Here is a 12,258-nt window from a genome sequence, read left to right on the forward strand (position 1 = left end):
CTTATATCCATTAAAAAACAAACTTTATTTTAGAAAAAGTTCTCTTTTCTGGGAGAGATTCTTTAACGAACTTTGTACTCTTGTAATTTCTTAGAAAGATAGACCTTGAAGAAGTGTGTTTATATTGTATTTATTTTAGGCTTTTGTCTAAATAGTTTCGGACAGGTTCAGGAGGAAGCAGATACCAATACCCGGGATAGCGTAGCATTATACCAAAAGCTTAAAAAATATTCAGAAAGAAATAAACTTACCAAAACCTTGCACAAGCTCATATTTCGGCAGGAGGAGCAAAACTTTCGAGAGCAGCAAAGGCAACCAGACTATTTATCCTATCATGACAAAGTAATTAGGAATATTGTTATACGTACCAGGGATCCTTTTGGATATTCTATAAAAGATAGCGTGAACACGCCTGCTACCTTTCTTGGAAAAGCAGGAAATGCCATTCACGTTACCTCGAATGAGGCAAGTGTTAAGAAGTTTTTGTTATTTAATGAAGGGGAGGCTTTAGATACATTGTTAGTGCAGGAAACGGCCCGACTTTTAAGGAAGCAAAATAATATACGTAAGGTGAGGATTATTCCCAAGTCTATAGAGGATTCTAAAGATTCTTTAGACCTGGTTGTGGAAGTTTTAGACTCCTGGAGTCTCATTCCTAAGGTGAGTTTTTCAGAATCCCGGGCTAAAGTAAGTTTACGGGAGCGAAACTTCATTGGGACAGGGCACCGTGTGGATGCAAAGTACGACAAACGTCATACCGACGGTAGTACCGGCTTCACAGGAGTTTATGAGATTAACAATGTCAAAAATACTTTTATTGATTTTACGGGTAAATACGCCTTAGATGTAGATCAATATTATGATCAGTTTCTTTCAGTTAATAGGGATTTTTATTCACCACTTGCACATTGGGCCGGAGGAGTTTTTATTCAGAAACGGTTTTTGGGTAGTTTATTTCCACAAAATAGCGCTCAATTTATCAAACAGGATTTTAAATATTTCTATCACGATTTTTGGGGGGCATACGCCTTTCAGCTTTTTAAAGAAGACTCTAAAAAAAGGCGTACTACAAAATTGGTTTTAAGTTTACGCTCTTCTTTTCTAAATTACAAAGAAACGCCAAAAATAGCGTATGACAGCATTGGCTATTTTTCTGATGAGCATTTTCACCTGGCCAGCATTGGTGTGAGTTCCAGGGAATTTATTAAAGATCGCTATATTTTTAGGGATGGAGACATAGAAGATGTACCGGTAGGTTCCCTTTTTTCTTTAACGGCCGGTGTTCAAAGAAAAAACCATCAAAATCGTTTATATTCGGGTTTGCGGGTATCTTACGGTAACTATAACGCTTGGGGGTTTTTTAGTGGTAATTTTGAATTGGGAACTTTTTTTAATGATGCTCATACCGAGCAAACTACCTTAAGTTTTAAAGCAAATTATTTCAGCAATCTTTTAAATCTTGGCGGGGAATGGAGAATGCGACAATTTATAAAACCACAATTGGTTATAGGTTTTAACCGCTTAAATTCGGTTGCAGACCGTTTGGGGCTTAATGAAAGCCCATATTTTAAGGGCGTTCATAGTTATAGATACATAGATTATGGTAAGAGGAATAAATATGTAGATTATAACAACGGCAATATTCAGGGTTTTGAAAGTTCGGCAAGCGGCACAAGAAAATATGTGCTTGACTTACAAACCCAGTTTTATTCTCCCTGGTCACTTTTAGGCTTTCGTTTTAACCCTTTTGTAAACATAAGTTTGGGAATGTTATCTGGAGAAAGTTTTATTAAAAACGACAATAAAATATATTCGTCTCTTGGAGCGGGCTTTATTATTAGAAACGACTATTTGGTATTTGACTCCTTTCAGTTCTCCTTTTCTTATTACCCTTCGATGCCGGGAGGAAGAAGGGAAATCTTTCAAACTAATAGCTTTAGAAGTGAAGATTTTGGTTTTCAGGATTTTAAAATGAGGGAGCCACGGCCGGTTATCTATGAGTAAGGCGCGGTTAATGGGTTAGGGCGTTTGGCATGGTTTTTCAGAAAACTGTAAATAGAAAAGTTACACGCCCTCTAAAATAAAAACTTTATAAAAAAGGTGGAATTAGAATGGATCGATAGGATTTTCTTCAAAAAAAAATAGAAATCAAAAAAATCATATACTTTTGCAGCTAGAAAAATTTGAGTTATGGCAAAGAATTTAGTGATTGTTGAGTCTCCTGCCAAGGCAAAGACCATTGAAAAGTTTTTGGGCAAGGATTATAAGGTGACTTCTAGTTTTGGACATATTGCAGATTTGCCAACCAAAGAGTTGGGCGTGGATACCGAAGGGGACTTCACTCCAAAATACGTGGTTTCCAAAGACAAGAAAGACGTTGTAAAAAAGCTAAGAGGTTTTGCTAAAAATGCCGAAATGGTATGGCTGGCCAGTGATGAGGACCGTGAAGGAGAGGCTATTGCCTGGCATCTTGCCGAGGAGCTAAAACTAAAAGGTGAAAAAACAAAACGAATTGTATTTCACGAAATTACTAAATCGGCTATTCTTAAAGCAATTGATAATCCCAGGGGGATAAATTACAACCTGGTAAATGCCCAGCAAGCGCGCAGGGTTTTAGACAGGTTAGTAGGTTATGAACTTTCGCCTGTGTTATGGAGAAAAGTAAAAGGCGGACTTTCGGCCGGGCGGGTACAATCTGTAGCCGTGCGACTCATTGTAGAACGTGAAAGGGAAATTCAAAATTTTAAGGCGGAAGGTTCTTATAGAGTAGATGCAGAGTTTACCACTAAGGACGGGAAGTCTTTTAAAGCAAAAATTCCTAAGAATTTTGCAACCCGGAAAGAAGCGGAAGCTTTTCTGAAAGAAAACCTCGATGCTGATTTTAAAGTAGCTGAACTAACTACGAAACCGGCAAAGAAAAATCCCGCGCCACCCTTTACTACTTCAACCTTGCAGCAGGAAGCAGCCAGGAAGTTATATTTCTCGGTAAGTAAAACCATGACAATGGCACAACGTCTTTACGAAGCCGGTCATATTACTTATATGAGAACAGACTCGGTAAACCTTTCAGATGATGCCCGTAAAGGTGCCAACCGGGAAATATTAAAAGCTTATGGTGATAAATATGCAAAATCCCGCCAGTTTAAAGGAAAAACAAAAGGAGCGCAGGAAGCTCACGAGGCTATAAGACCTACAGATTTTGCCAAACATTCGGTGCGGGCAGACCGTGATGAGCAACGTTTGTACGAGCTTATTTGGAAACGTGCAATTGCCTCACAAATGAGTGAAGCGCAATTGGAGCGTACCAATGTAAAAATAGAAGCTTCCAGGCACGATAAACATTTTACCGCCAATGGTGAGGTGTTAAAATTTGATGGATTTTTAAAAGTATATTTAGAAAGTAATGACGAGGAAGATGAGGAACAAAGCGGAATGTTGCCGGCTTTAAAGGAAAATCAGCCTTTAGCTAATCAATATATTAGCGCGACAGAGCGTTTTACCAGGCCGTCTTATCGTTACACAGAAGCTTCTTTGGTGAAAAAACTGGAAGAGCTAGGAATTGGCCGTCCTTCTACTTATGCACCTACCATTTCTACTATTCAGAATAGAAAATATATCGAAAAAGGTTCTGTAGATGGTACAGAGCGTGAGTATTTACAATTTGTACTGAAAAAAGAAAAAATTTCAGAAAAAAAATTAACCGAAACCGTGGGCAGCGATAAAGGGAAGTTGGTTCCTACTGCTGTTGGTATGGTGGTTAATGACTTTTTGGTGAACCATTTTTCAAACATTCTCGATTATAATTTTACCGCTCGCGTAGAACAGAGTTTTGATGATATTGCTGAAGGAAATGAAGCCTGGACGCATATGTTGAAAGAGTTTTATGAAGAATTTCACCCGCAAGTTGAAGATGTCGCCAAAAATGCCGAGCGGGAAGTAGGAGAACGTGTTTTGGGTGAAGACCCCGCAACCGGAAAACCGGTGAGTGTGCGTTTGGGTAAATTTGGTCCCATGGTGCAAATAGGCTCAGTAGAAGACGATGAAAAACCGAAATTTGCCAGCCTTGGCCCAGACCAGACTTTAGATTCGGTAACTTATGAAGAGGCGATGGATCTTTTTCAGCTTCCAAAGGAATTGGGGGAATATAAAGATGAAAAAGTTGAGGTGAATAATGGCCGTTATGGTCCTTATGTGAAATTTGGTAAAAAATATGTTTCATTAGCCAAAGGCGAAGACCCGTTAAATGTAGATTTTGAGCGGGCTATGGAGCTTATAAAGGAAAAAGAAAAAGCCGATGCGCCTATTCACGAATATGAAGATATGCCGGTGCAAAAAGGTGTGGGGCGATTTGGTCCTTACCTTAAATGGAATGGAATTTTTATTAATGTAAATAAGAAATACGATTTCGATAACCTGTCTATAGAAGATATTGAAACGCTTATTGAAGATAAAAAGCGAAAAGAACGCGAAAAGTTAATCCATAATTGGGAAGAAGAAGGAATTCGTGTGGAGAAAGCGCGCTGGGGCAGGTTTAAGATTATTAAAGGAAAAACCAAGATAGAATTGCCAAAAACCACAGATGCCGAAAATTTAAGTTTGGAGGAGGTTAAAGAGATTCTTGAGGAGAAAACTAAAAAGAAGAAAACCACAAAAAAGAAAGCGACGACCAAAAAGAAGTCAGCCGCTAAAAAGAAAACCACTACAAAAAAGAAAAAGTAATTTATGGATTTAGACTTTCTGAGTCCCCTTTCTGAATCTTTATTAGAAGAACTATCGGCCTTAGAGGAGCAGTCCCTGGCCGGGCAGGTAGAAAAACACACGCAAAGCGAAGGCATTCCTCAGCTTGAAGGCGTGAATTTGGCTATAGTGGGAGTGAAAGAGAATCGCCTGGGAAGCGAAATAGATTTCCTGGATTTTGAAGATGTGAGAAAATCATTTTACAGTTTATTTCCCGGAAATTGGGATGTGAAAATTGTCGATCTTGGGGATATTGAAAAAGGTGAAACCGTAGAAGATACTTATTTTGCATTGCAAACCCTGGTGGCAAAACTTGTAAAAATGGATGTGGTTCCTGTAATTCTGGGTGGCAGTCAGGATTTGGTTTATGCTCAATACCGCGCTTACGATACTTTAGATCAAATGGTGAATTTGGTAAATATAGACAGTAGGTTTGATCTTGGCGATGCCGAAAAACCTATAGGCAATCATTCTTATATGGGAAAGATAGTGGTAAACGAGCCTTATAATCTATTTAATTATTCCAATTTAGGTTATCAAACATATTTCAATTCACAAGATGAAATAGAACTTATGGATAACCTGTTTTTTGACGCCTATCGGCTGGGAGACGTAAATGCCAATATTAGTATAGTGGAGCCCGTAATGCGGGATGCCAATATGGTGACTATAGATCTAACCTCGGTTAGTGCGCCGGCCTGCGGTTCCCGTGATATCGCTTCTCCAAATGGGTTTGACGGCAAAGAAATTTGCAATTTAGCACGTTATGCGGGAATAAGTGATAAAGTGAGTTCCTTTGGGATTTATGAATATGACAATCTTAAATTTGGAAATTTAGGTGCCATGTTAATGGCGCAGATGATGTGGTATTTTGCTGAAGGGGTAAATTATAGAACAAATGAAAATACTATCTCAGCAAAAAAAGAGTTTATAAAATATCAGGTGCCAATAGAAGAAGAGGTGCTTGTTTTTTTTAAGAGCCCAATAAGTGGCCGATGGTGGATAGAGATTCCATTTTTGGAACATTTAAATACTAAATTGAAGAGGCACACGTTATTACCTTGCAGTGAAGAGGATTATTTGGAGGCTTGCAACCAGGTAATTCCCGAGAGGTGGTATAAAGCTAAAAGAAAAAATGAAGTGTAAAATAATTTCAGACATTCGTAAGATTTACCGTATTTTTACCCAAAATATTGTTTTTTAAAAAATATTTAGATAGGTTTACCGCCGTAAATTTACAAGTCTTAACCTAAGAAAATTATGAGGAAATTTATTTCGCTAATTGCTGTTCTTGCCCTACTTTACAGCTGTGGGCGTGGAGATCGTGGACAGCTTGTTGGTGCGAAAGGGGAAAAGTGGAATCCCGAAAAGCCACTTGGAATGACGCTAATTCCTGGTGGATCTTTCATTATGGGTAAAGCCGATGATGATCTTGCCGGAAAAAAAGATGCCCCATTAAAGACCGTTACCGTGAGATCCTTTTATATGGATGAAACTGAAATCACTAATGCCGAATATCGACAGTTTGTAAATTATGTACGCGATTCTGTGGTACGAACAGAGTTGGCAATTATGGCTGAGAATATGGGGGAGACCTCTGGTTCTGGCGGAATTGGCGATTATGCATTTATGGATTCTGAAGAAGGTGAGATGACTCCTTATGAAGAATACATGCTCAATACTTATGGGCAGGGTGGTCCTTCAGATACTTACGCAAACCGTCGCTTAAACAAGGACATCGATATTGTTTGGGATACCGAAGATTATCCCGATGTGAACTATGCCGAGGTTATGGATATGTTATATATTCCTATGGAAGAAGTTTACAACGGGCAACGCACCTTAGATGTAGATAAACTAAAATTTACGTACACCTGGATGGATGTACAGGGAGCTGCTAAAGCCCAGGGGAATAGAAGGGATTATATAAAAACAGAGGAATTAAATATATATCCAGATACAACGGTATGGATAAGAGATTTTAACTATTCTTACAACGAGCCTATGCACAACGATTATTTTTGGCATAGCGCTTTCGATGACTATCCCGTAGTAGGCGTTTCCTGGAAGCAGGCTCGTGCTTTTGCACAGTGGAGAACACTATACCACAATTATTACAGAAGAGAAAAAGGCGACCACAATGTGCCGTCCTACCGCATCCCTACCGAGGGAGAGTGGGAATATGCTGCCCGTGGTGGTTTAGAAGGAGCAACCTACCCCTGGGGAGGTCCTTATACCAAAAACGACAGAGGTTGTTTTATGGCTAACTTCAAACCTTTAAGAGGGGATTATGCGGCAGATCAGGCTTTATATACTGTAGAAGCTAAATCTTATGAACCTAATGATTATGGACTGTATAATATGGCTGGAAATGTTTCAGAATGGGTGAACTCATCCTACGATCCCGCTTCATATCTTTATATGTCCACCATGAACCCCACAGTAGATAACCCCGATGATATGCGGAAAGTAATTCGTGGCGGCTCCTGGAAGGATGTAGCTTATTTCCTTCAGGTTAGCTCCAGAGATTATGAATATGCAGATTCTGCCCGAAGCTATATTGGCTTTAGAACAGTTCAGGATTACCTCGGGACAGATGTTACCCTAAATCAAACCACTAAATAAAAACTCTAACAAAACCTAATTAATTTATTATGGCAAAATCAAACACAAGTAGAAGAATAACAACGATGGTGTACGGTCTGGGTGCATCTGTAGTAATTTTAGGAGCGCTTTTTAAAATTATGCACTGGCCTTTCGCTAACCCAATGCTTATTGCCGGATTAGTGGTAGAAGCATTTGTATTCGCCTATTCTGCTTTTGAACCTATGGATGATGATGTAGATTGGTCATTGGTATATCCTGAATTAGCAGGAGGACAGGCAAGCCGTCGTACAGCCACGGTAATAGAAGAAGAAAAAGAAACACAGGGGCAGTTGTCCAGAAAACTGGATGATATGCTTAAAGAAGCTAAAATAGATGCCAGCTTAATGAGTAGCCTGGGAGATAGCATTCGTAATTTTGAAGGCGCTGCAAAAGGAATTGCACCTACCGTGGATGCTATGGCTTCTCAAAAGAAATATAGTGAAGAGCTAACAACTGCAGCAACGCAAATGGAAACGCTTAATAATATCTATAAAGCCCAGGTAGAATCTGCTTCACGCCAGGCAGAAATAAACCAGGAAGTAACCGAAAACGCTGGTAAACTAAACCAGGAAATGGGATCGCTTACTGCCAACCTATCTTCTCTAAACGGAGTATATGGAGGAATGCTTACTGCTATGAACGGGAGAAAAAATGTGACAACTAATTAGTAATAACAATGCTAATCCCTGAAACCCTAAATTTTTAAGAACTAAACTAATTAGCACATGGCGTCTGGAAAACAATCCCCAAGACAAAAGATGATTAACCTGATGTATTTGGTGTTTATCGCAATGATGGCACTTAATATGTCTAAGGAAGTATTAACAGCTTTCGGTCAAATGAACGAAGACCTGGAAGATTCTAATGCAACCACATCTCAAAGAAATGAAATGGCTATGGCAGGCCTTGCCACTAAAGCCGATGAACAACCTGGAAAATATCAGGAATTAAAAGAAAAAGCCGATCAAATAGGAGTTCTCTCAGATAACTTATACGCTACGATAGAAGACCTCAAAGCAAAACTTACTGAAGACCTGGAAGGAGAAGACAAGACGAATTATGAGTCTATGGACCGTCCCGATAAAATGGACAACCTCTTTTTTGCCAGTGGAAGGGTATCGCCACGTGGCGAAGAATTTGTTGCGGCTATAGATGAATATAGAAAAAATGTAATGGCTGTATTGGGGGATGATTATCCTCAAATTACAAGAAAATTGGCAAAAGATTTTAATACTGAAGAAGTTACTAATAACGAAGGCGTAACAAAACCCTGGTTAATGTACAACTACCAGGGCTTTCCTTTAATTGCTTCTTTAACAAAGTTAACTCAAATTCAATCTAAGGTTAGAAATACAGAGAATGATATTCTTTCTGCAATGCTTTCGGGACAATTGCAAAGTGATGTTTCGCTTACCAATTACCAGGCGATTGTAGTTCCTGAAAAGACAGCTTTCTTCAGTGGAGAAAACTTTAAAGGAAAAGTAGTATTAGGTCGTGTAGATCCTACCTTAAAATTTGAGAATGTTACTATTAATGGTAGTGATGTAGAAAGTACAGAAGCGGGACAGGTAATGTTAGACTTCCCGGCAGGAAATGTTGGTGAGAAAGAAATAAACGGGGAACTTCAATTTAAAGAAGGAGATTCTATTGTTAGAATTCCAATTAACAGTTCTTATGCGGTAATTCCGAAGCCGAATTCAGCAGTAATTTCTGCCGATAAGATGAACGTGCTTTACCGAGGGGTGCAAAACCCAATGACCATTTCTATCCCCGGGGTAAGTCAAATTAGTGCCCAGGCACCCGGACTTTCCTCTGCCGGTGGTGCAGGAAATTATATGATGAACGTGACTAACCTTAGAGCAAGGGAAGTGGCGATTAAAGTGAGTGGGAAATTGCCTAACGGAGAAACGGTTTCAGATAGTAAGACCTTTAGGGTGAAAGATATTCCGCAGCCGGTAGGAACGGTGCGTGGTGAAAGTGGATCTGTGCAAATGCAACGTAACAGCCTCGAGATATCTACCATTAGTGCAAATTTACCAGATTTCGACTTTAACCTTAACCTGAATGTATCTGGGTTTAGTTTTAAAGTTCCCGGTCAACCAACCGTGAGGGTTAACGGTGGTAAATTAGACGGCAGGGCTAAAGATGCCTTGAGAAGAGCCGGTAGAGGAGAAACCGTTACCATTTTTGATATTCAGGCAAGTATTTCCGGAAATTCCGGGTATAAGCTTAAGAAGGTAGCTCCCGTGATTATAGAGCTAACAAATTAATAAAATTATGAAGATGAGTTGGAAAGGATTTTTAGTAAATGCTTTAGTGTTATGTTTTACTATCGCTTCCTATGGGCAGGCAAATATCTTAAATGCCAAAGATCCTAAGGATATTGGTAAGAAGACCGAAGCTCAAAAACAATCAAATCTAAGCGATAAGCCTTTAGAATATGGTTATGTTGAAGAACGCGATATTCTTTGGTCCAAGGTCGTTTGGGAAATTATAGATTTGGATGAGCGTGTGAATTTTCCACTTTATTATCCTATAGATGTAAATAATATTGGTAGTAACCGTAAGTCGTTATACAATGTTTTAATTGATGGGATTAAAAGCGGAAAAATAGAAAAGATTTATGCCGACTCATATTTTAACGATGAACGTAGTTTAAAGGATATCGAGGCAACCCTTTCTAAAGTAGATACAACTAATTTGGGTATTGAGCAGTATAATGCCGGGGAAGAGGTAGATGCGCAGTTTATTGATCGAAGAGATCTTGGTGCTGCAGATATTGCTGAATATCATATTCGTGGAATGTGGTATTTTGACAAGCGTATGGCAGAGCTTAGATATCGTATTTTAGGTATTGCTCCCGTTGCTCCCGATGTTAACTTTATCGATTCTGGACAATCTGATCTTGTGGAGTTATTTTGGGTGTGGTTTCCAGATGCCAGGGAAGTATTAAATGATAACGAAGCTTATACCGGCGGAAACAATTCTGATGCGGTAAGCTTTGACCACCTGTTAAACTCCCGAAGGTTCAATGCAACCATTTACAAGGAGGATAATGTCTATGGAAACCGGGAGATCGATGAATATATTGCAGACAATGCCTTTATGGAACTTCTGGAAGCTCAAAGGATTAAAGAGCAAATTAGAAATTTTGAATTGGATATGTGGAACTATTAAAAATAGTTTCTGTGTGAAATTATATTAATATGAAAAAGCGTTCCCATTGGAGCGCTTTTCTTTTTTCAAAAAATTAATAAATATTCCCTGTTGATGTTAGATACTATAGTAGTTGGTTTGGGACTTAGCGGTGTAGCCTTAAGTAAGAAGTTAGAAGATGAGGGGAAGAACTTTCTTGTTTTTGAAGATAATTCTCAAAACTCATCTTTAGTAGCCGGTGGCCTGTTTAATCCTGTCATATTAAAACGCTTTACCCTGGCCTGGAAAGCCAATGAGCAAATGAATACTGCCCTGCCATTTTACCGTAGGTTAGAAGATAAACTCGCAACAAAATTTGTTCATAAATTAGCTATTTATCGTAAGTTTTTTTCTGCGGAAGAACAAAACAACTGGTTTGAAGCTGCCGATAAACCTTTGCTTTCTGAATATTTGGATACTAATTTGGTGAAGCATATCAATGATAATATCCCTGCTGAATATTGTTTTGGAAGAGTAAAAGGAACGGGAGTAATTGATACCGATGTCCTGCTTAAAGAATATCGTTCCTATTTAAAAAAAGAATCCAAACTTAAAGTTGAACGTTTTTGTTATGACGATTTAAAAATTGAAGAAGACGGGGTTACTTACGGAGAACTTTCAGCAAAAAACATCGTGTTTTGTGAAGGTTTTGGACTGCTTAAAAACCCGTTCTTCAATTACCTTCCGTTGCGAGGTAATAAAGGCGAATATATAACGATTTATTCCGAAGAACTTCAGCTTGATAAGGCGGTGAAATCCTCAGTCTTTATCATTCCGTTAGGCAATAACCTGTATAAAGTTGGGGCGACCTATAATAGTAGAGATAATAATCCTGCGCCAAGTGAAGAAGCCAGGGAGCAGTTAGAGACAAAATTACAGCAATTAATTACCTGCGATTACGAGGTGGTAGATCAGTCGGCCGGGATAAGGCCGGCGAGTAAAGACAGGAGGCCAATGCTTGGCAGGCACCCGGAACATCAAAATTTGTATTGCTGCAACGGTTTTGGAAGCAGGGGTGTTTTAATTGCGCCTATGGCCGCCTCACAGCTTTTTGAACTTATGGAGTTTAATAATCCCGTTTCTGAAGAAATAGATTTACAGCGGTTCACTAAGAAGCATTATCAGGCTTAACTGGTTTAAACCTGGTCTAGAAAGTTATTATGCGCATGTATTCCAATTTCCAAAGAAACAAGTTAATTAAGCCAGGCTTAATCTTTAATACAATATATACTTGTTGCTTTATGAATATTGAAGATTAAGATTCTCCTGCTTTTGGATTATAATTAAGAAAAAAGTTAATCCAAATATTGCGGGAAAGCCGAATAATTACTGGCATAAAAACAATTAAAGTGCCTGTAATAACCCAAAAGGTCGTCACCAGGTCACTGCCCACTAGTAGGTAAGTAATCACAAAAGCCGCGACAGAGAAAGCGATACCAAGTGCGTAGCTTACATACATGGCACCAAAAAAGAAAGAAGGCTCCATTTTATATTTTGTACCACAATTGGAGCAATGCTCGTGCATTTTAAAAATCCTGGTCATTTTATAGGGGTTATCTTCCACATACATGCTTTCTTGCTGGCAAACTGGGCAGGTTCCCGTAAGAATACTATAGAGTTTAGTTCCTTTGAGAAATTTCATAATTGACAATCAGGATTTTATACTTTGAGAATTAGCTG

At 38.9% G+C, this 12,258-nt stretch carries 9 protein-coding genes; 8 read left to right on the forward strand and 1 reads right to left on the reverse strand.

Annotation, left to right across the window (positions count from 1 at the left end; genetic code table 11):
* Positions 1-105 precede the first annotated feature (105 nt).
* From BUA71_RS11485 to BUA71_RS11520, 8 genes are all read left to right on the forward strand, one after another.
* Positions 106-2,004 (forward strand): hypothetical protein, encoded by a 1,899-nt coding sequence (locus BUA71_RS11485; RefSeq protein WP_245812577.1) that lies wholly within the window; start codon positions 106-108, stop codon positions 2,002-2,004.
* Between the two features lie 186 nt (positions 2,005-2,190).
* Positions 2,191-4,719 carry a type I DNA topoisomerase gene (gene topA / locus BUA71_RS11490; protein ID WP_072879890.1) on the forward strand — a complete coding sequence of 843 codons (2,529 nt, stop codon included), beginning with the start codon at positions 2,191-2,193 and terminating at the stop codon, positions 4,717-4,719.
* Between the two features lie 3 nt (positions 4,720-4,722).
* Positions 4,723-5,883: a formimidoylglutamase gene (locus BUA71_RS11495; protein ID WP_072879892.1), complete on the forward strand. Its 1,161-nt coding sequence runs from the start codon at positions 4,723-4,725 to the stop codon at positions 5,881-5,883.
* 114 nt (positions 5,884-5,997) lie between these two features.
* Complete coding sequence (porK, locus tag BUA71_RS11500) at positions 5,998-7,362, forward strand: T9SS ring complex lipoprotein PorK/GldK (RefSeq protein ID WP_072879894.1); 1,365 nt, start codon at positions 5,998-6,000, stop codon at positions 7,360-7,362.
* 29 nt (positions 7,363-7,391) lie between these two features.
* Positions 7,392-8,051, forward strand: a complete 660-nt coding sequence (porL, locus tag BUA71_RS11505) for a type IX secretion system motor protein PorL/GldL (protein ID WP_072879896.1) — start codon at positions 7,392-7,394, stop codon at positions 8,049-8,051.
* Positions 8,052-8,108: 57 nt separating this feature from the next.
* A complete protein-coding gene (porM, locus tag BUA71_RS11510) occupies positions 8,109-9,653 on the forward strand; it encodes a type IX secretion system motor protein PorM/GldM (protein ID WP_072879898.1) in 1,545 nt (514 codons plus the stop codon).
* Positions 9,654-9,666: 13 nt separating this feature from the next.
* Positions 9,667-10,560, forward strand: a complete 894-nt coding sequence (gene porN, locus BUA71_RS11515) for a type IX secretion system ring subunit PorN/GldN (protein ID WP_072879900.1) — start codon at positions 9,667-9,669, stop codon at positions 10,558-10,560.
* A 93-nt stretch (positions 10,561-10,653) separates the two neighbouring features.
* The gene (locus BUA71_RS11520) at positions 10,654-11,709 is read left to right on the forward strand and encodes an NAD(P)/FAD-dependent oxidoreductase (protein WP_072879902.1); all 1,056 of its coding nucleotides are present in this window, start codon (positions 10,654-10,656) and stop codon (positions 11,707-11,709) included.
* A 124-nt stretch (positions 11,710-11,833) separates the two neighbouring features.
* Here the strand turns inward: BUA71_RS11520 and BUA71_RS11525 are convergent, their stop codons facing one another.
* Entirely contained in the window at positions 11,834-12,220 is a 387-nt protein-coding gene (locus tag BUA71_RS11525) for a DUF983 domain-containing protein (protein WP_072879904.1), read from the reverse strand.
* Positions 12,221-12,258: the final 38 nt, after the last annotated feature.

Origin of the sequence: Salegentibacter echinorum, assembly GCF_900129445.1 — a bacterium.
In the GTDB taxonomy this organism is placed as follows: Bacteria; Bacteroidota; Bacteroidia; order Flavobacteriales; family Flavobacteriaceae; genus Salegentibacter; species Salegentibacter echinorum.

Excerpts from the sequence above, each read along its gene's own strand:
- porK (WP_072879894.1), top strand. The coding sequence starts at position 5,998 with ATGAGGAAATTTATTTCGCTAATTGCTGTTCTTGCCCTACTTTACAGC.
- porL (WP_072879896.1), top strand. The coding sequence starts at position 7,392 with ATGGCAAAATCAAACACAAGTAGAAGAATAACAACGATGGTGTACGGT.
- BUA71_RS11520 (WP_072879902.1), top strand. The coding sequence starts at position 10,654 with ATGTTAGATACTATAGTAGTTGGTTTGGGACTTAGCGGTGTAGCCTTA.
- BUA71_RS11525 (WP_072879904.1), bottom strand. The coding sequence starts at position 12,220 with ATGAAATTTCTCAAAGGAACTAAACTCTATAGTATTCTTACGGGAACC.
- porM (WP_072879898.1), top strand. The coding sequence starts at position 8,109 with ATGGCGTCTGGAAAACAATCCCCAAGACAAAAGATGATTAACCTGATG.
- topA (WP_072879890.1), top strand. The coding sequence starts at position 2,191 with ATGGCAAAGAATTTAGTGATTGTTGAGTCTCCTGCCAAGGCAAAGACC.
- porN (WP_072879900.1), top strand. The coding sequence starts at position 9,667 with ATGAGTTGGAAAGGATTTTTAGTAAATGCTTTAGTGTTATGTTTTACT.
- BUA71_RS11495 (WP_072879892.1), top strand. The coding sequence starts at position 4,723 with ATGGATTTAGACTTTCTGAGTCCCCTTTCTGAATCTTTATTAGAAGAA.